The organism is Nostoc sp. XA010 (genome assembly GCF_020829625.1).
GTDB lineage: Bacteria > Cyanobacteriota > Cyanobacteriia > Cyanobacteriales > Nostocaceae > Nostoc.
Window position 1 is genome coordinate 39,567 of record NZ_JAIVFX010000011.1, and the last position, 19,620, is coordinate 59,186.

Annotated in this window: 21 protein-coding genes; 14 read left to right on the forward strand and 7 right to left on the reverse strand. The window is 41.0% G+C overall.

Going from position 1 to position 19,620, the window contains the following annotated elements; all coding sequences use genetic code 11:
* Positions 1-28 precede the first annotated feature (28 nt).
* Positions 29-1,672 carry an acetolactate synthase large subunit gene (locus LC608_RS17560; RefSeq protein ID WP_229554747.1) on the forward strand — a complete coding sequence of 548 codons (1,644 nt, stop codon included), beginning with the start codon at positions 29-31 and terminating at the stop codon, positions 1,670-1,672.
* A 149-nt stretch (positions 1,673-1,821) separates the two neighbouring features.
* Here the strand turns inward: LC608_RS17560 and LC608_RS17565 are convergent, their stop codons facing one another.
* On the reverse strand, positions 1,822-2,157 hold the full coding sequence (locus tag LC608_RS17565) for a hypothetical protein (RefSeq protein ID WP_229554748.1): 336 nt from the start codon (positions 2,155-2,157) through the stop codon (positions 1,822-1,824).
* Positions 2,158-2,197: 40 nt separating this feature from the next.
* Complete coding sequence (locus LC608_RS17570) at positions 2,198-2,440, reverse strand: hypothetical protein (RefSeq protein WP_229554749.1); 243 nt, start codon at positions 2,438-2,440, stop codon at positions 2,198-2,200.
* 214 nt (positions 2,441-2,654) lie between these two features.
* On the opposite strand from LC608_RS17570, the gene LC608_RS17575 reads away from it, so the two are divergent.
* The 4 genes from LC608_RS17575 to LC608_RS17590 all read left to right on the forward strand — a co-directional run bounded on the left by LC608_RS17575 (position 2,655) and on the right by LC608_RS17590 (position 6,582).
* Positions 2,655-3,764 carry an ATP-binding protein gene (locus LC608_RS17575; protein WP_229554750.1) on the forward strand — a complete coding sequence of 370 codons (1,110 nt, stop codon included), beginning with the start codon at positions 2,655-2,657 and terminating at the stop codon, positions 3,762-3,764.
* 2 nt (positions 3,765-3,766) lie between these two features.
* Positions 3,767-3,985: a hypothetical protein gene (locus LC608_RS17580; RefSeq protein WP_229554751.1), complete on the forward strand. Its 219-nt coding sequence runs from the start codon at positions 3,767-3,769 to the stop codon at positions 3,983-3,985.
* Positions 3,982-4,374, forward strand: coding sequence for a type II toxin-antitoxin system VapC family toxin (locus LC608_RS17585; RefSeq protein ID WP_229554752.1), 393 nt, complete (start codon positions 3,982-3,984; stop codon positions 4,372-4,374). The genes LC608_RS17580 and LC608_RS17585 overlap by 4 nt, the downstream gene beginning before the upstream one ends.
* A gap of 114 nt (positions 4,375-4,488) precedes the next feature.
* The gene (locus LC608_RS17590) at positions 4,489-6,582 is read left to right on the forward strand and encodes an AAA family ATPase (RefSeq protein ID WP_229554753.1); all 2,094 of its coding nucleotides are present in this window, start codon (positions 4,489-4,491) and stop codon (positions 6,580-6,582) included.
* Between the two features lie 469 nt (positions 6,583-7,051).
* Here the strand turns inward: LC608_RS17590 and LC608_RS17595 are convergent, their stop codons facing one another.
* A complete protein-coding gene (locus LC608_RS17595; protein ID WP_229554754.1) occupies positions 7,052-7,366 on the reverse strand; it encodes a hypothetical protein in 315 nt (104 codons plus the stop codon).
* A gap of 210 nt (positions 7,367-7,576) precedes the next feature.
* Here LC608_RS17595 and LC608_RS17600 point away from each other — a divergent pair, with 210 nt between their 5' ends.
* The 5 genes from LC608_RS17600 (at position 7,577) to LC608_RS17620 (ending at position 11,818) form a co-directional block, all read left to right on the forward strand.
* Positions 7,577-7,942 (forward strand): DUF1622 domain-containing protein, encoded by a 366-nt coding sequence (locus LC608_RS17600; RefSeq protein ID WP_229554755.1) that lies wholly within the window; start codon positions 7,577-7,579, stop codon positions 7,940-7,942.
* Positions 7,929-8,102 carry a hypothetical protein gene (locus tag LC608_RS17605; RefSeq protein WP_229554756.1) on the forward strand — a complete coding sequence of 58 codons (174 nt, stop codon included), beginning with the start codon at positions 7,929-7,931 and terminating at the stop codon, positions 8,100-8,102. The genes LC608_RS17600 and LC608_RS17605 overlap by 14 nt, the downstream gene beginning before the upstream one ends.
* Positions 8,103-8,353: 251 nt before the next feature.
* Entirely contained in the window at positions 8,354-9,436 is a 1,083-nt protein-coding gene (locus tag LC608_RS17610; protein ID WP_229554757.1) for a class I fructose-bisphosphate aldolase, read from the forward strand.
* Positions 9,437-9,937: 501 nt separating this feature from the next.
* Positions 9,938-10,582: a methyltransferase domain-containing protein gene (locus LC608_RS17615; protein ID WP_229554758.1), complete on the forward strand. Its 645-nt coding sequence runs from the start codon at positions 9,938-9,940 to the stop codon at positions 10,580-10,582.
* Between the two features lie 69 nt (positions 10,583-10,651).
* Positions 10,652-11,818, forward strand: coding sequence for a pyridoxal phosphate-dependent aminotransferase (locus LC608_RS17620; protein WP_229554759.1), 1,167 nt, complete (start codon positions 10,652-10,654; stop codon positions 11,816-11,818).
* A gap of 56 nt (positions 11,819-11,874) precedes the next feature.
* On the opposite strand, the gene LC608_RS17625 is transcribed toward LC608_RS17620, so the two are convergent.
* The 4 genes from LC608_RS17625 to LC608_RS17640 all read right to left on the reverse strand — a co-directional run bounded on the left by LC608_RS17625 (position 11,875) and on the right by LC608_RS17640 (position 15,238).
* On the reverse strand, positions 11,875-12,228 hold the full coding sequence (locus tag LC608_RS17625; RefSeq protein ID WP_229554760.1) for a type II toxin-antitoxin system HigB family toxin: 354 nt from the start codon (positions 12,226-12,228) through the stop codon (positions 11,875-11,877).
* Positions 12,229-12,286: 58 nt separating this feature from the next.
* Positions 12,287-12,961 (reverse strand): tetratricopeptide repeat protein, encoded by a 675-nt coding sequence (locus LC608_RS17630; protein ID WP_229554761.1) that lies wholly within the window; start codon positions 12,959-12,961, stop codon positions 12,287-12,289.
* 439 nt (positions 12,962-13,400) lie between these two features.
* Positions 13,401-13,967, reverse strand: coding sequence for a Uma2 family endonuclease (locus LC608_RS17635; RefSeq protein WP_229554762.1), 567 nt, complete (start codon positions 13,965-13,967; stop codon positions 13,401-13,403).
* Between the two features lie 83 nt (positions 13,968-14,050).
* A complete protein-coding gene (locus LC608_RS17640; RefSeq protein WP_229554902.1) occupies positions 14,051-15,238 on the reverse strand; it encodes a glycosyltransferase family 2 protein in 1,188 nt (395 codons plus the stop codon).
* A gap of 719 nt (positions 15,239-15,957) precedes the next feature.
* Here LC608_RS17640 and LC608_RS17645 point away from each other — a divergent pair.
* The 4 genes from LC608_RS17645 to LC608_RS17660 all read left to right on the forward strand — a co-directional run bounded on the left by LC608_RS17645 (position 15,958) and on the right by LC608_RS17660 (position 19,415).
* The gene (locus LC608_RS17645; RefSeq protein ID WP_229554763.1) at positions 15,958-17,244 is read left to right on the forward strand and encodes a proton extrusion protein PcxA; all 1,287 of its coding nucleotides are present in this window, start codon (positions 15,958-15,960) and stop codon (positions 17,242-17,244) included.
* Between the two features lie 140 nt (positions 17,245-17,384).
* Complete coding sequence (locus tag LC608_RS17650; RefSeq protein WP_229554764.1) at positions 17,385-17,867, forward strand: hypothetical protein; 483 nt, start codon at positions 17,385-17,387, stop codon at positions 17,865-17,867.
* 182 nt (positions 17,868-18,049) lie between these two features.
* Positions 18,050-18,919, forward strand: coding sequence for a polyphosphate kinase 2 family protein (locus LC608_RS17655; RefSeq protein ID WP_229554765.1), 870 nt, complete (start codon positions 18,050-18,052; stop codon positions 18,917-18,919).
* Positions 18,920-19,055: 136 nt separating this feature from the next.
* Positions 19,056-19,415 carry a chemotaxis protein CheB gene (locus tag LC608_RS17660; protein WP_229554766.1) on the forward strand — a complete coding sequence of 120 codons (360 nt, stop codon included), beginning with the start codon at positions 19,056-19,058 and terminating at the stop codon, positions 19,413-19,415.
* The last annotated feature ends 205 nt before the right edge of the window (positions 19,416-19,620 follow it).

The following is a 19,620-nucleotide window of genomic DNA, read 5'->3' on the forward strand; positions in this document are numbered from 1 at the left end:
ATGACAAAATAAATAGTTAGGAAATAAAATGAATACAGCAGAATTATTGGTGCAGTGCCTAGAAAATGAAGGAGTGCAATATATTTTTGGACTCCCCGGCGAAGAAAACCTGCACGTTTTAGAAGCGTTAAAACATTCTTCGATTAAATTTATTACGACTCGTCATGAACAGGGTGCAGCATTCATGGCCGATGTCTACGGGCGCCTGACAGGAAAAGCCGGAGTGTGTCTTTCTACTCTTGGGCCTGGGGCAACCAATTTGATGACTGGGGTAGCAGATGCTAACCTCGATGGTGCGCCCTTAGTGGCGATTACCGGTCAAGTGGGAACAGATAGAATGCATATTGAATCCCATCAATATTTAGATTTGGTGGCAATGTTTGCGCCTGTTACCAAGTGGAATAAGCAGATTGTGCGACCGAGTATTACACCAGAAGTAGTGCGGAAAGCCTTTAAGCGATCGCAATCTGAAAAACCCGGTGCAGTTCACATAGATTTGCCAGAAAATATTGCTGCTATGCCCGTCGAAGGCAAACCTTTGCGTAAGGATAATAGCGAAAAGACATACGCATCTTTTGCTAGCATTCGGGCAGCCGCCGCCGCAATTTCCCAAGCAGTTAACCCATTAATTTTAGTAGGAAATGGGGCAATTCGCGCTCAGGCAAGTGATTCAGTAACGCAATTTGCAACCTTGCTGAATATACCTGTTGCCAATACCTTTATGGGTAAGGGCGTTATTCCTTATACACATCAATTAGCTTTGTGGTCAGTGGGATTACAGCAAAGAGATTATATTACTTGTGGCTTTGATAACACAGATTTAGTAATTGCGATCGGCTATGATTTGATTGAGTTTTCCCCCAAGAAATGGAATCGTAACGGTGAAATTCCCATTGTGCATATTGGGGTAAGTCCGGCGGAAATTGATAGTAGTTATATTCCTAACGCCGAAGTCGTGGGAGATATTTCAGATTCCCTTTATGAAATTTTAAAATTAGCAGACCGACAAGGTAAACCCGATCCTTTTGCCATTAGCTTAAGATCAGAGATTCGGGCTGATTACGAACAGTACGCCCATGATGATGGATTTCCGATTAAGCCACAAAAGTTAATTTATGACTTACGGCAAGTGATGGGCCCAGATGATATCGTTATCTCAGATGTTGGCGCACATAAGATGTGGATGGCGCGTCATTATCATTGCCATAGCCCCAATACTTGCATTATTTCTAATGGCTTCGCGGCTATGGGTATTGCCATTCCTGGCGCTTTAGCAGCAAAACTCGTTTATCCCAACCGCAAAGTCGTGGCTGTAACAGGCGATGGCGGCTTTATGATGAATTCTCAAGAATTAGAAACAGCCTTGCGTGTTGGTACACCCTTTGTCACCATAATTTTCAATGATGGTGGCTATGGCTTAATTGAGTGGAAGCAAGAAAATCACTTTGGCAAAGGAAACTCATCTTTTGTACATTTCAGTAATCCTGATTTTGTCAAATATGCCGAAAGTATGGGTTTGAAAGGCTACCGAGTTGAATCGGCTTTAGATTTGATTCCAGTACTCAAAGAAGCCCTCGCTCAAGATGTACCCGCCGTGATAGATTGTCCCGTAGATTATCGGGAAAATCACCGCTTTAGCCAAAAAGCCGACGGGTTGAGTTGTGCGTTGTAAAAAGCAGAGACGCGATTAATTGCGTCTGTACAAGAGTTAGGAGTTAGGAGTTAGGAGTTATTTATTCCTAACTCCTTATTAATTTCTACTCCTTTAGTGTTTTGGTAGGGTGCGTTACACCAAGGACTAACGCACCGCTTTACTTCACTTCATTTATAGATATGTTTCTCCTCTTTCTTTGCGTCCTTCTCTAACGAGACGCTGCGCGAATGCGGTTCGTAAAAAAAAACCACGAAGCTCAAAGGTTCATTCACGAGTATCAAAGACTCATTCACCAAGCTCAGAGGTTCATCGACAAAGCTCAGAGGTTCATCGACAAAGCTCAGAGGTTCATCGACAAAGCTCAGAGGTTCATCGACAAAGCTCAAAGGTTCATCGACAAAGCTCAGAGGTTCATCGACAAAGCTCAGAGGTTCATCGACAAAGCTCAGAGGTTCATCGCCGAAGCTCAGAGGTTCATCGCCGAAGCTCAGAGGTTCATTCACAATGAGTTAGAATTAATAACTTCTAGCTCATTACTGATTTTTACTCATAATTAATTGTCTTCTGGACTAAATTTGTGCTTTCTTGCTTTTGGGCAATGTCCTCTACTGCTTTGCATTGCCTTTTGTCAATATCTGACTTAATAATAAGTCCCTTAGTATTAAGCGATATTTCAACTTGGTATTGACCATTCACCATATTAATAGCAGCGTAGGTTACTGTACCAAACATCATTACTCCGCAAAGTGATAAGATAATTTCCAGAATTCCCAGTTCTCGTTTCATTTTTAAAGCCTTTAATTTCTTACATTCCCATTACAACTTGGTGCTGGTTGAGAACGGAGTTGAGAAATAGTTACCGATTAGACAAGTTTTAGTTGATTATTGGTTAAGTTCAGGATGACTATAAATTCTAGGGTGCAAGACGTTATCGCTAAATAGCAAAGCTGTTTAGCTAGTAGAAAAACCTGGTATACTCACAGCAGTTTCTCGATGAGGAATGATGGCGCGATCGCTCCGAGTAGCCCCAGAGTATATTGAAAAAGTAAAGTCAGCACCTCAGCTTAACGGCTATCGCAGCCAGCAGTCCTTGGCTACTGATATAGGATTTTCTCTCTCGACAGTCAAAAGCTTTCTCACTGGTAAACCTGTTGATTATCTAAATTTTCTAGAACTTAGCAAAAAACTGGGGTTAGAGTGGCAAGACATTGCATACAAAGAACCAGAAACTCAACCACCGAAACCTCAGCCAACTAACGGGGAAGCATCACCCTTCATCACTGGCGCACCCATCACCCAACCTCGTTATTTTTTTGGACGCGAGAAAGAATTAAAACGCCTCTTCAACTTACTCAAACGCCATCCCCTGCAAAACTCCGCCATTATCGGCAAAAAGCGTAGCGGTAAAACATCCCTGCTGCACTACTTAAAAAATATCACCACCACCCCAGTAGAACAGTTGCGTCCTGCTCAAAAAACTGACTGGCTAGCGCATGCAGAAAATTACTGTTGGATTTTTGTAGACTTGCAAGACGCACGAATGCAAAGCCGAGAAGGACTGCTAAAGTACATCCTAGAATCACTGAAGATGCAAGTGCCGACACCTTGCGATTTAGATCGTTTCATGAATGTAGTCAGCGATAATTTGCATTCTCCCACAGTTATCTTATTGGATGAGATTGGCGTTGGATTGCAACGCTGTCCAGAATTAGATGATGGCTTTTGGGAAAGTTTGCGGTCTTTGGCGACTAACCATACAGGGGGGAATCTAGCATTTGTCTTGGCTACCCCCGAATCACCGATTGAAATGGCGCGAAACACAGGACACAGTTCACCCTTTTTCAATATTTTCGGCTACACCGCATATCCGGGAGTATTGACTGAGATAGAAGCGCGAGGATTGATTGCGAGTTCGCCCATTCCCTTCACTGACGAAGATGTAGAGTGGATTTTGACACAAAGTTGCTGCTGGCCACTGTTGTTACAAATTCTGTGTAGAGAAAGATTATTTAACTTAGAAGAAGGAGAGAATAATGATAATTGGCGTGAGGAAGGTTTACGACAAATTAAATCATTTACTCATTTATTAGATTCAGAACTAGCGGAGTAACTATGAAAGCACACCGAATTGAAACAAAGTTAACTAAAAACGGAACCTTGATTCTTGAGGATTTACCGTTTCAAGCAGGCGAAGCAGTAGAAATCATTGTTTTAGAACGTTTTCCCCAACCTTCAGAATCTAATCCTTATCCTTTACGGGGAACAGTTATTCACTATGATGATCCTTTTGAGCCTGCTGTACCTATTGGGGATTGGGAAGTCTTGCAATGATAATTTTAGATACCCATATTTGGATTTGGTGGGTAGATAATAATGAACGACTAAACCAGAAATATAGAGATTGCATTGAAGAATATCAATCTCAAGGACTAGGAGTCAGCATTATTTCTTGTTGGGAAGTCGCCAAACTGGTTGAGAATCGCAAACTTGCTTTTTCAATTTCAGTTGAGGATTGGTTAGCAGCAGCTTTAGCTTATCCAGGAGTGCAGCTACTCGAACTAACAATTCCAATTATTGTTGAATCAACCAAACTCACAGATTTTCACCGAGATCCATCTGACCAAATTATTGTAGCCACTGCCAGAATTTACAACTCTCCTTTACTAACTGTTGACGCCAAAATTCTGGCATATCCTGGGGTGCAAACTCTCAAAAAGTGAAAGATAAAGTTTGCGTTGCTGAATTAAGCTATGAATTTTTCTTTGCGTCTTTGCGCGAAGCTCTTTAATATCCTGATTCAGCAAAGCCGAGTATTAAATAGGAGTGCAAAAACGTTGACTTCACCACAACTACCCCCCAACGCCTACACCGATGCACCCCAACAGCACCCCAACTTAATCCTCGGTAGCTTGCAACTACTTTTCTGGCTTGTCTTTCGCCCTTCAGCATGGCGTAACCACCTTGAGCGTATTGACCCTGCTTTAGACTCTGACTCTTCTCCAATTATCTTATTGAGACAAGGGCGATGGCGGAACCTTGCTCTGTGGCGGCTGTTCATCCAGGGATACTTTATCTTACCTATCCTGGTTAACTTATTATTGGGCTTGGTGCTGTGGACATTGGGTGAACCAATCGCAAATATAGCTTTTCGCGTGGCGGTAGGCGTGGCGGTAGGCGTGGCGGTAGGCGTGGCGGTAGGCGTGGCGGTAGGCGTGGCGGTAGGCGTGGGAGTTACTATCAATTCATGGCGGCCTGTTTTATCCTTTCCATTTCTCATTCTTTGGAATTCTCTGCTCTATAGATTAGACAAAGGGCGTAATGGTAGAAGCTCTTGTTTATTGCGCTTTCACTCCGCCTTTTGGGATGAGTGGCAGCATTTACATCTGCCTGGTTTGGATAAACATCTCCTTTTTATAATCGAAAATAACCCAGTTGAAGGCGAAGCTGCTTTAGAATATCTCAATACCAGCCCCCAGCGCTGGGCAGCACAAGCTGCACAAATTGAATTGGATGCACGCAGTTTACAAGGCTGTACTGATGTAAAAGCTATCGGTAAAGCTCATCGTAGTTTGGTAACTGGCGAACTAGAGAGTGAAGTTAGCCATCTACTACAAATTTTTAGCCGTATCAGTGAGGATGTTGATGCTGCACTCAATCAAGCTAGCACTTATAACCAGCGCTTACTCCTCAGAGATGTTGCAGATAAATTAAATCTACAGTTGCAGAACTTCGCTCGTAGCAGCGACAAATATACAGCCCGTTTCTATCCCATTATCAAAAGTTGGCGTGAGATAGTAACTAATTATATAGATGAACTGGCTAAGATTACTGAACTCCGCCAACAAATTGACTCGCCTTATATTACTGGGAATCCCATTACACTAGAGCAAGAAATTTTCACGGGGCGCGATGATATCGGCTTACGCATTGAGCAGTTACTCTTAGACCACCGTCGCCCACCTCTGCTACTATACGGTCAGCGACGTATGGGTAAAACTTCTCTCCTCAACAACATCGGAAAGTTACTACCTAATAACATCATTCCCATATTTGTAGACTTACAAGGCGCACCTTCATCAGCGAGTGACCATGCAGGTTTTCTCTACAATCTGGCTAGAGAGATGGAGAAGTCAGCGAAAAAGCAAGGTGTAACTCTACCGTCCCTAGCCCGCGAAGTGTTAGAATCTGACCCCTTCACCTATTTCGATGAGTGGCTAGATAAAGTAGAACAGGCTCTAGAACAAAATACCGCCTTACTAGCGCTAGATGAATTCGAGGTGCTAGACAACGCCATAGCCAAAGGTCGCTTTAATGAACAGGATGTTTTGGGGATGCTGCGTCACCTCATCCAACATCGTCCCCGGTTCAAGGTTTTACTGGCTGGCTCTCATACTATCGAAGAATATCAGCGCTGGGCTAGTTATCTAATTAATGTCCAAGTAGTGCATATTTCGTACCTTAAAGAAGCGGAAGCACGACAATTAATTGAACGTCCCGTCAAAGATTTTACTCTCCGCTATGAACCTAATGCCGTTGAGCGAGTGCTGCAACTCACCCGTTGTCACCCATTCTTAGTACAACTACTCTGTGCAGAAATGATTGTCCTTAAGAACGAACAAGACCCCTCTATCCGGCGATTGGCAACTTTAGCAGATGTGGAAGCCGCGATACCAGAAGCTTTGCAAAGTGGGGGCTTTTTCTTTGCTGACATTCAAAACAACCAAGTAGACGCGACTGGAAAAGATATTTTATGTTTTATCGCTGCTCAAGGGGAAGGGGTTATAGTTAGCCGCCAAACTCTGTTGCAACAGTTCCCTGATGCTGATATTACTTTCAACTTGCTGTTACAACGTGAGTTAATTGAGGAAGTTAACGACGGCTATGGCTTCCAAGTAGAGTTGATTCGCCGATGGTTTGTTTCTAAATAGAATTAGTTACACAGTGTCATTGTGAATGGAGCGTTCGCGGTAGCGTCTCGTAGAGAAGCGGAATGTAGGCGAAGCCTTCCCTGCTCGCGTAGCGTCTCTGTCAAAAGAAGGGTAGCAATCGCAAGGGTTGAGATTGCTTCTCTTCTCTACGAGAGGCTGCGCTCGTAATGACAAGTATTGAGCCAGACATAATATCAAAGACTCATTCACGGAGTTCAAAGACTCGTTCACGAGTATCAAAGGCTCATTCACGAGTATCAAAGGCTCATTCACGAGTATCAAAGGCTCATTCACGAGTATCAAAGGCTCGTTTACGGAGTTCAATGACTCGTTAAGTACAATATAATATTGTGCCCCTACAATGGTTCTAAATATTAGAAGTTAGTACAGTGGTGCGTTACGGCAAAGGCTAACGCATCCTCCTAAAAATAGAAGTTAAAATACACGTACATCAGGCTTAGGTGGATCTTTACCGCTTGTGCTGGCGTAATTGCTCTACTATATAGTCTTCCAGTTCTTGCCTTTCTCTCTTACTGGCATTTCGTTGATAAGTTCTTGCTGTTTCTTGCATAAACTTGCGTTTCTCGCTTGGAGAAGATTTGATACCTCCAGTGCCTTGCAGCTTTTGCTGTAATTCTTCCCAAGTCTTTTCACCCACACTTTCGCCTAGTTTGGCCAGTACCTTTGGTAGTAATGTTCTTGCCTCTCTTTGAAAATCTTCTTCTGTCTCAAGGGAAGCTAAATCTATATTGCTAAAGTCGATATCGATTTGAAACTTACTCATAGAATTGTGTTTGTTCTTTTAACGATTATTACTACTATAGGGGGAAGATAGATTTTACTTTCCTGTCAATTCTAGATAGCATACAAAGATAGCATGATCGAGCAGCTAGTAGATGGCAGGTTCTATTGGATCTGTTAACCCAACACTGACAAATATCACCAATGCTTTGCGCCTGGGCGTTTGCCTGCTTGAACCTATGAAATAAACTATATGGAAGCTTTCGTCACGAATTTGACGACTGTACTTGCTACAGTAGTTGATATTTTCACTGGCATTATCATTGCGATCGCTGTTTTGGAAGCCGTAGTCAAGATCCTGGTTTTTTTCTTCAGTCGCCGTAAAAAGCTGAACCAGGCTAAAGAGGAAATTCGGCTAGAGTTGGGTATGTGGCTGGCTCTTTGCCTTGAGTTTGCATTGGCCGCTGACATTTTACGTAGCACGATCGCTCCAACTTGGGATGAAATTGGTAAACTAGCTGCCATCATTGGCCTACGAACAATTCTGAATTTCTTTTTGGCAAAAGAAATTGAGCAAGCAAAGAATAAAAAGAACAATATCAAGGATGAATCTTTTTAATTACTCATTAGGGACAGCAATCATCCAATCGTTAGGTTCTTTAGCGATCGCTGGTTATGTCATTGCTGCAATCTTTTCTCTAATTCTCAGGTGTAATATTTACCAGGCAAAACTTATGGTTGCAGCAAGTCTGTTAAAGACCATTAACTTGCAAACTTGAAGACAAATTCTGGTCTTTAGCGTTATCCTATCACTTTGCATCTTTCTTAAGAAGGTATTTATTTGGGAGAAAACGCAAATTCTAACAATTAAATCTCACGTTGAATCATTAAAACAAGTTTTTACAAATAATTTCAGATTGCTAATCAGAAGGATTTTACATATAGTTAATACCTCCATAACCAGGTTGGCAATATTAAAAATGCTATCTTAAAGGCAAAGGTCATTTGCTCAATTTTTGGGGAAAACGCTATGACTACAACGCTTATAGAGGCTAATTCTATCGAGTCATTACTAGGTAAAGAGGCTGAAGACCTGCTTACCTACAAAGCAAAAGTTCCTACTGATTTACTACATTTGCCGGGGCCAGACTTTGTAGATCGCATCTGGCTCAACAGCGATCGCAACCCACAAGTAATACGTAATCTTCAGTTACTTTATTCTACTGGTCGTCTTGCATATACTGGGTATCTGTCTATTCTCCCGGTAGACCAAGGGATTGAACACTCAGCAGGTGCGTCTTTTGCGCCCAATCCGATTTACTTTGACCCAGAAAATATTGTCAGGCTAGCGATCGCCGCAGGTTGCAATGCGGTTGCTACCACTTTGGGGACATTAGGTATTGTTTCGCGCAAGTATGCCCACAAAATCCCCTTCATTGCCAAAATCAATCACAACGAATTGCTGACTTTCCCCAATCAATTTGACCAGGTATTGTTTGCTGATGTAGAACAAGCTTGGAATTTAGGGGCGGCCGCCGTAGGTGCGACAATTTACTTTGGTTCAGAGCATTCTACCAGACAAATTCAGGAAATCAGCAAAGCTTTTAAACGCGCCCATGAACTGGGGATGGTGACAATTCTCTGGTGTTATCTGCGGAACAATGCTTTTAAACAAGATAAAGATTACCACGTTGCGGCTGACCTCACCGGACAGGCAAATCATTTGGGTGTGACGATTGAAGCCGACATTATCAAACAAAAGTTACCCGAAAATAACAATGGTTACGGTGCAATTGCCAAAGCCACTGGTAAGAGTTACGGCAAAACCGATGAGCGGGTTTACACAGAATTAACAACTGATCACCCAATTGATTTAACTCGTTACCAGGTGCTGAATTGCTATTCTGGGCGCGTGGGACTGATTAATTCTGGTGGCGCAACTGGTAAAAATGACTTCGCAGAAGCAGTACGCACGGCTGTAATTAATAAACGGGCTGGTGGTTCAGGATTAATTTCTGGGCGAAAGACCTTCCAACGCCCCTTTGAGGAAGGTGTAAAACTGTTTCACGCCATTCAAGATGTTTATTTGTCGCCAGATGTGACTATAGCTTAGGGGAGCCTACGGTGTACACACAAGTCAGATCCAGTTTTACCCAAATCCGCTTGGGATCAGCCAGAAAGCCCTCACGTAGAGACGCGATTTATCGCGTTTAAATAACTGGTACGTTAAAGAGACGCGATAAATCGCCGTTTCTACAGAGAATGTACTCGTCAATTATTCCTTGACAGACTACTATTTCCAACTTGTGTGTACACCATAGCTTAGGGTAGCAGAGGAGTGGAGTTCAAATACTCGTCGGCGAGTATTAAAGACTCTTTAATGGAGTTCAAAGACTCATTAATGGAGTTCAAAGACTCATTAATGGAGTTCAAAGACTCTTTAATGGAGTTCAAAGACTCATTAATGGAGTTCAAAGACTCATTAATGGAGTTCAAAGACTCATTAATGGAGTTCAAAGACTCATTAATGGAGTTCAAAGACTCTTTAATGGAGTTCAAAGACTCATTCATCCCCTATTCCCTATGCCCAATTTTGATAATTACCAGAACCACCATGATCGAAAGCGCAGTTCGCAAACAGTACGGCCATCTAGCATCTGTGTATGATCGACGCTGGAAAAGGTACATTGCCGATACGCTCTCTTTTCTGAAAACTTGGGCACAAATCTCACCAATAGACACTGTACTCGATGTTGCTTGCGGAACAGGTGAATTTGAAAAGCTGCTGCTGACTGAAAATTCAACGCAAAGCATTGTAGGTGTAGATATTTCAGATAAAATGCTGGCAATTGCTCAACAGAAATGTAGCGCTTTTCCTCAAGTCTCATTTCATATCGCTAGCGCGTCAGCGTTACCTTTCCCTAGCAACAGTTTTGATGTCATTGTATCTGCCAGTTCATTTCATTTCTTTGACGATCCATTAGCAGCGTTAATAGAGATGAGGCGTGTTCTGAAGCCTGATGGCAAAGTTGTGATTCTGGATTGGTGTAAAGATTATTTATTTTGCAAGATTCTCGACATAACACTGAAGATTTTTGACTCAGCGCATCAGCAGTGTTACACCCAAAAAGAATTTCACCACTTACTTACCTCTGCCAACTTTACAGTTTCTCAGGCAACTAAAGTTCGTTTTGGTGTATTTTGGGGGCTGATGATAGCTACAGCTAGCCTCAAAGCCGAACCGACTAAGGAATTATAAAAAGGCAAAGATCGGTAGGGATTCTGGGATATCCTTATATAAGTGAAAGATTTGCCAAAAATAGTAAGAATGAAGCTGGCAGCAAGAGTAAGTCAGGTAACACCTTCATTAACCTTAGCGATCGCAGCCAAGGCTAAGGCACTGAAGGCAGAAGGAATAGATGTTTGTAGTTTTAGCGCTGGAGAACCAGATTTTGATACCCCAGCGCATATTAAAGCCGCAGCAGTAAAAGCTTTGGAAGAAGGCAAAACCAAATATGGTGCAGTAGCCGGAGAACCAAAGTTAAGGGAAGCGATCGCCCATAAGCTTAAAATTGATAACGGTCTTGATTACAAGTCTGAGAATGTCATCGTCACCAATGGCGGTAAGCATTCTCTGTACAACTTAATCGTGGCGCTGATCGATCCAGGTGATGAGGTAATTATTCCTGCACCCTACTGGTTAAGTTATCCCGAAATGGTGACTTTGGTTGGTGGAGTCCCGGTAATTGTCCCTACAGATGCAACGACGGGTTATAAAATTACTCCCGAACAACTCCGTAAAGCAATCACGCCGAAGACAAAGTTATTTATCCTCAACTCTCCATCTAATCCCACAGGGATGGTTTACACGCCAGATGAAATCAAAGCACTGGCAAAAGTAGTAGTTGATGCAGATATCTTTGTCGTCTCCGATGAGATTTACGAAAAGATTCTCTACGACGGTGCAGAACATATCACCATCGGTTCTCTTGGGAAGGAAATTTTTAACCGCACTTTGATTAGTAATGGGTTTGCGAAGGCTTATTCCATGACTGGGTGGCGTCTCGGCTATTTAGCGGGGCCTGTGGAAATCATTAAAGCCGCGAGTACCATCCAAGGGCATAGTACATCTAACGTGTGTACCTTTGCCCAATATGGTGCGATCGCAGCGCTACAAAGTTCTCAAGATTGTGTCGAAGAGATGCGCCAAGCCTTCGCTAAACGCCGACAGGTGATGCTAGACAGACTCAACGCCATTCCCGGATTGAGTACCGCAAAACCAGATGGCGCTTTTTATCTGTTTCCTGATATCAGCAAAACCGGTCTAAAATCCTTAGAATTTTGTGACGCCTTGCTGGAAAAACATCAAGTTGCAGTCATTCCCGGAATTGCTTTTGGCGCTGATGACAACATTCGCCTTTCCTACGCCACAGATATGGCGACGATTGAAAAGGGAATGGATAGATTAGAGAAATTTGTCAAGTCGCGTATTTAGTTGTTTGTCATTTGTCATTTGTCATTTGTGAGGAGAATTTAGCGACTCTCCAACTTTTAACTCCACCTTTTCGACTTAGAACGGGTGGAGTTCATTTTTAAACCGGAAGTTTCGAGTACCAAGGCTGAAGTTTCGAGTTCCAAGGCTAAAGTTTCGAGTTCCAAGGCTAAAGTTTCGAGTTCCAAGCTTGAAGTTTCGAGTTCCAAGCTTGAAGTTACGTTATCGTATTCTTGATGCGTTCCAATAAAACGAATAAAAATAATTTCAATATCATAACTGCGGATTTTACCATGACTGAACGTCACCGTTGAGCGTCTGGGGGTTTCCCCCATGAGCGACTGGCGTCGGGTTAAGAGATTTGTTCGCGCAGCGTCTCCCAAGGCGAGAAGCAACTGGCGTGCGACTTCCACTCGCTTGGTGCAAGAAAACCATCAAAATCATCCCACACAGATGCAACGTCTCAAGTATCTACTTGTGAAGTTGGTTGATGATTTCCAGTGTTTTTTGGTAATCCTCTATTTTTCCTTGTTGTTTAAAGATATCTGCGGCTTGCTGGAAGTCAGTAATTGCCCCCTTGTTATCTCCCAATTGGATGCGGACAATACCCCGATTACCGTAAGCTTGTGCATAGTTGGGATTAATCCGCAAAACTTGGTTGAAATCTTCGATTGCCCCCTTTTTATCTCCCAATTCGGCGCGGGCAATACCCCGGCTACCGTAAGCTTCGGCATCGTTGGGATTAATCCGCAAAGCTTGGTTGTAATCTTCGATTGCCCCCTTTTGATCTCCCAATTGGGCGCGGGTAATACCCCGGTTGTAGTAGACTTCAGGTAAGTTGGGATTAATCCGCAAAGCTTGGTTGTAATCTTCGATTGCCCCCTTGTTATCTCCCAAATCATCGCGGACAATACCCCGGTGGCTGTAAGCTTTGGCAAAGTTAGGATTGAGGCGAATTGCTTCAGTATAAGTTGCGATCGCTCCTTGCAAATCTCCTTTCTTTTGCTTATCCAAACCCTGATTAAAGAAATCTTCAGCTGTGAGTGTTGCAACTTTGGCAGCATCAGTTAGACGAATTACCAAGAAATTTATGTCGCTAGGATAACTGGGCTGATTAATGCTGGCAGTAGTGGTAAATGTAGTCAAGGTTGCTATGGCTAAGGTTTTTGCAACCCCTATCGACAATTGAGAAAACAATAATTGTCTTATAAATAACATAAACAATAAATGTTATTGTTGAGTGATTATAGAAAATACTACAGGCTTACTAAGGAACTTTACGGCAATTTATCTCTAAGCGGTTGTTTGAAAAGTTTTAGGCGAATAGAATTCGCTACTACACAAACTTAGTCCACCTCCGTGGACTAAGAGAAAATCAATAATTTTAACGCACGGAGGTGGGTTTTGACTGTGTAGCCGCGATTTCCAGTTGCCCGGTGAGTAATAAATTAGACTTTTCAAACAACCTCTAAGCATCAAAATATGTAAAATAGTTCATTACACTACTAAACATTTTTTTAATTGCAAGTCTTTTAACCTGATGTTCAGGGTTCTCAGCCTTATGTTTTCTTGAAGTTCCGCACATTCACACAAACAACTGCGCTACAATACAAACAAAATTTGGTAACAAAGGTGAAAATAAGTCATCTGTTGCAAATAATGTTGCCACTAATTTCAGAACTGCTTTTTCTCGGCGATACACTTCAACTTGTTGTAATTGCCAGTTCAAAATCCAATATTCTTGAACTCCTCTAGAAGCATATAATTTTAACTTAACTTCCCTATCGCGTCGTTCGTTTTGTACTCCAGGGGAAAGTACTTCTACAACCAGTTCTGGCGCTCCTGTTAAATGTCCTTCATTGTCAAGTAAAAGGGCGAGGCGTTCTTTACTTACCCAAACCACATCGGGAATAACATTATCTGCATCAGTAAAAATAATTCCTGGTGTTGGGACAGCCTCACCAAGACCTGTTGAGAGTGACCAAGTTCTTAATTCTGCATAAATATTACCAGTAGCTTTTTGATGCCCCCAATGCGGTGCCCTAGTCACAAATAATTCCCCATCGATAATTTCGTAGCGATTACCATTATCTGGCAATAACTCTAAGTCTGTGATTGTCCAACGTATCCGTTCATCAATGGTTTGGCTCATAGGAACCTCTAAAATATTGATACTAATATCCTAATGTTATTTGTCATTTCTCATTCTCCTCCATGCCCAATGCCACAGCACATCTACATCAACTCCATCTCTCGCAACCCCTGGCGTAGTCTCTTCGCTTCTTCGGGATTATACCTTTCATGAAGGGCGATCGCTTTTTTAAAAGCTGTTAAACTATCTTGATGATTGCCAACTTTCAGCAACACTACTCCTAAATTTTGATAGGCTTCGGCATAGTTGGGATTTAAGGTGATTGCATGTTGATAATATACGATCGCATCTGTAAATAAACCCAAAGCTTTAAATATCATCGCCAAATTATAATGTCCAAAAACAAAATTAGGGTCAATCTTCAAAGTTGTGGCGTAAGCAGTTTTTGCACCGTTTAAATCTCCTGCTGCTTTGAGTAAGTTACCCAAGTTAATGTATGCTCCTAATTTGAGCATGGGGTAAATTGGCAATTTGATAGCAGCTTGATAATGAGAAATAGCCTGTGGGGATTTTTGCAACCGACTGTAAGCAATGCCTAAATGATAGTGGAGTTCATATAAAATATCGTAGTTTTCTTCAGCAGTAGTAATTCCTCGTCTAAGCAACTCCATACCTTTGGTAATTTTTCCAGTTTCCACATACAATGCCCCTAATTTACTGCAAACATAGGGATCATCAGGATGAGTAGCGAGAAATCCTTCCATTGCTGTAGCTGCTTTGGCATATTTGTTATTTTGAGCGATCGCACTTTTTTGATATCCTACGTGTAAAAGTGCCACTCCTGGTAAATAACCTACTTGCCAATGAGGTTCTTTGGCTATAATTGCTGACACACTATCATCGACTAAGGCATGATAAGGACGGTCAAAGCGAATATCTGGATGATTGCGGAACAGCCTGGAAACCAGAGAATAGGGAGATTGTTCTGCACCAATTTCGTGGCGGACGAGGTTGATGAGCAGGTATTCATCTCTTGCGATCGCCTCTCGCAACTGCGGTACAATTGCTGGTGTGAGAGTTTCATCAGCATCTAATACCAGAATCCAATCACCAGTGACATATTTTAGAGCTGCATTGCGGGCAGCACTGAAGTCATTACACCATTTAAAATGATAGACTTTTGCACCGAGTTGTTGGGCAATATTAGGAGTGCGATCAATTGAGCCTGTATCCAAGACTACCATTTCATCCACCACTTTTCGGACACTGCTCAGACATTTAGGCAGTGTTGCTGCTTCATTTTTCACAATCATGCACAGACTGAGTTTCATATTGCCAATAAATTCTGGTTCAAATTTTTTGCTTGTAGTAACCAACTTTTATTTTGTGCCGATATAGCATCAGACCATCATAAGGCGAGTTTTTAACAAAGGACAGTCATTTGTCATTTGTCAAGAGTTACTCTGCCCCTATCGACTAGAACTGCCTTATCCCAAAAACTTGCTCATAGCATCGCAAGAGATAGGGTATGCACCAATGACCAATGACTACTTAATCAAGAATCCTCAAGTTTTACTTGTTAGACAAGCTGACTGAAACTAACTCAAGATATATCTATTTTGGTTTTTTGACAAAATTTCTAAATAAGGCTAAAAAATCTTAACAGGCTAAGTGTCTACAAAGCTTGCTATATTAAGCTGTAAAGTGTAATTTTATATTCATGTCACACTAGTCTTTACCGACAATGGCGATTCGAGTCGATTTAAAATTATAGAAAATCGCCCCTTCTCCTTACCTAATCCTCTAATACGTCTACACTCAAAATAATAAAATTATCTAATATATATATGGGTAATGATTAATAATATTTTAAACTATAGCAATCCGATTTGATTTCTGAATCACTCGTAGAGGTAAGGGACTGGGGACTGGGAAGAAGGAATAAAGGTGTACTGAGTTTTGTTCAAAAATCAAATATGAGTCCTATAGATATTACCCATTTTTAATGTTTATATAACTATTATACGCATTATATAGAGAATCATATATAATGAAAAACGCCTTCGCCAGAACAGCAAATTTATTTCGCCAAAATCTTAAAGATTATTTGCGATCGCTTAACGTTTGGTTTTTAGATACACCAGAAAGGGCACTCTTGGAAGCTCAACAAGCAGCTCAGAGAATTAAAAACATTGAGATAGAACATTTTGACGGCAAGAAAATATCTTCACAATCAGTAAATTATACTGAAAATGTGATGTCTTATTGGCAAGGATACCTCGAGAAGAATTTAACTACTATCAAAATAAGACTTATAGAGTTTCGCCTTAGTCGAAAAATTTTAAATATCTCTAACTCTGTATTGTTAGAAAATCTGAAAGTTATTGAGGAAGTTGTAGAGAGGTACGCTCTAAAAGATGAATTAATTAGTAACAATGCGTCAATCTCAACTTCTCAAACACTACAAGTTAACCAGAGCAAAATCAACAAACAGTTATCATCTAATCTTAATCAGGTCCGACCTCAACCTCCATCTCAACAAGCTAGATTACTATCGATGTCTATGGGTCAAAGACTGAATAGAATCAAAGTAGATCTTGTACCGCAGACGGAAGAAGAGTTTGTCAGAAATCACCGAATTTCTAAAAATAGGACAAAAATTTCTATTAGATTTATACTAACGTTAATTATTGTACCCTTTTTAACCCAGCAATTATCTAAAAACTTTTTAGTATATCCCATATTAGAAAGAAATAGAGAAAACAATATAAACCAAATTTTTATCAATTCTGATATGGAAAAAGAAGCTCTCCATGAATTGCATAACTATCAACAAAGCCTGAGGTTTGAATATTTCCTAAATCAAGCACCACAAATTTCCTCAGAAGTAATAAAAGAAAAGATAAAAGACAAAGCTATTGAGATAGCTGAGGAATTTCACATAAAACATAATAGTGCTATTAGTAATGTATTCGCTGATTTAATCTCACTAATTTCTTTTGGTATAGTTGTCATTATAAGCAAAAAAGAAATTGTGATTATAAAATCTTTTATAGATAATATTGCTTATGGACTAAGCGATAGTGCTAAGGCTTTTTTAATTATTCTCTTTACAGATATATTTGTAGGATTTCACTCCCCAGAAGGATGGGAGGTTATTCTTGAAGGGTTGGCAGAACATTTAGGGCTACCAGGCAATAAAACCATAGTATTTTTCTTTATTGCTACATTTCCGGTGATTTTAAACACTATCTTTAAATACTGGATATTCCGTTATCTGAGTCGCTTATCTCCGTCGGCATTAGCTACATTAAAAGAGATGGACGAGGATAATTGATAATTCGCAATGACGCTCGTTCCTCTCTACGAGATGCTGCGGGAACCCGAACGTTGCGCTAACGTAATTCATAATTATTTTGGCGTATTTGTCTCCTGATTCGCTAGGCTATGTATATCCTGGTTCTTCTGAAGTGTACTATGGATTTTGAAAGCAAAGCTAATGCCCCAACTCCTACAGACAACATAGAGTTTGCTCAACCAACTACTAGCCGTAAGCCATTAGAATTGCTGCGAGATACTGAGGCTTTGCTACGCCGCCCAACCGTAGCAACACTGTCGTCGATTTTGCCACCAAAACTGAGCAATAAATTCCAAGCAACGTCATCTTTGGCAGATGATTCTTTTAAGGAATTGGCAGAAATTGACCTAGACACTATTAGTGATTTTGAACTGCGACATGCACGAATTGGTGTTGGCTTAAGCTTTGTTGGTTTTGGGGCGCTGATGATATTAGTACTGCTGCTGTACTTAAACACGTTGCGTCCAGAACTCAGTGCAGGTGAGCAAATTCGGCAATACTGGTATCAATATATTTGGTTTGTAAGCTTGGGTGTTGCAGGGATGTTTATGTTGGGACGTGAAGCGATGCGTCCTATGCCAAGGCGACGGAAATCAAAATAGCAAGTGTAATTCGTAACACCTTACGGTTTCGCGTAGCGGGTTGCAGACAGACACTGCACCTACTTTGCTTAAGAGTAGAGGTACGCCTACGTCATTAAGTTTTATAACAGAAATTTAGAAAGAACCACAAAGCTTGCCGATGATTGAAAAGGGACTTAAACTCTCAGAATTGGTTAAAAGTTATGAATCACGATGCTTTCATTGTTCCACCAGGTTCCAAGATTTCTCTGAAAAAAAACTATGACCCAGCCTATAAAACTGAGTTTCATGAAAAAGCTGATGCTGCAACTAAATTACAGGCAGATATTGAACGACTAGCAAATTACCAAAATATTCTCTACGCTCAAAACACATATTCCTTGTTGATTATTTTTCAGGCAATGGATGCTGCTGGTAAAGATAGCACAATTAAACATGTGACCTCTGGTGTGAACCCGCAAGGATTTCAGGTGTTTAGTTTCAAGGGGCCCAGTGCGGAAGAATTAGACCATGACTACTTGTGGCGAACAACTAAGGCTTTACCAGAAAGAGGTCGAATTGGAATATTCAACCGTTCATACTATGAAGAAGTATTAGTGGTTCGTGTCCATCCAGAAATGCTGAAAAAGCAACAAATTCCCCACTTACCTGAAGGGAATAAGATATGGAAGCAGCGTTTTGAAGAAATTAATAATTTTGAAAAATATTTGGTAAATAATGGTGTGATTGTCCTGAAGTTTTTTCTGAATGTCTCAAAAACAGAGCAGAAAAAACGCTTCTTAGAACGGATTGATTTTCCTGAGAAAAATTGGAAGTTTTCAGATAGCGATGCCCGAGAACGAGCTTTTTGGGATGATTATATGAATGCTTACGAAGAAGTTTTTAATAACACTAGTACAGAATGGGCCCCGTGGTATATTATTCCTGCCGATCGCAAATGGTTTACACGGCTGACTGTTGCCAATATCATCTGTACAAAATTACAAGAACTAAATTTGCAATACCCAAAAGTTAGTGAGGAACATAAACAGCAACTTTTGCAGGCAAAACGCATTTTAGAACAGGAAGATTGAGTTATTCTTTTAATAAAGAAAGGGTTAAAATAACATAAATATGCTGTATAGTATAGGGTTAAAAATGAAAAGTTTTAAATTTATTAATGATTTTTATAACTAAATAAGTTTGTCTAATAGTGACAGGCAAAAAATCATGGCTCAGATGGCAGAAAATGCCAAAAATTATCTACCTCACTTTAAGAATGCTGCCTTTGATATTGTGGCGATCGCAGCCTCAGCAGGCGGTCTAACTGCTTTAATTAAAGTGCTATCGATACCTCCAGAATTTACCGCCGCGATCGGTGTTGTGCTAACTGGAACGGGTAGCGACGGCGCGATGGGAGTAGAACCAATCAAAAAAATGGGTGGTATCATCATTGTTCAAGACGCAAAAACCGCCGAATTTTCCGGGATGCCTTCCGCCGCAATTCAAACTGGCAATGTAGATTTTATTCTTCCCCTCGATGAAATCTTCAGCGTCCTAGTAACTTTAGTCATGGGAGAATCTTACTAAGCTGAGGGGCTGAAGAAATATATTTTAAAATGCAACTTGGTGTCAACATAGTTTAAGTTATATCTTGCACCTGCCCACTTTCCTGCCAGAGAATAAATTCTCTGGCTAATAGCGTTAAGTCTACTAAGCGTGGACTCCAATCCTTCCTTATTCAGTCTTCTAAAGAAGACTTTAGCTATATATAAGCCTCAGAATTCATTCTGAG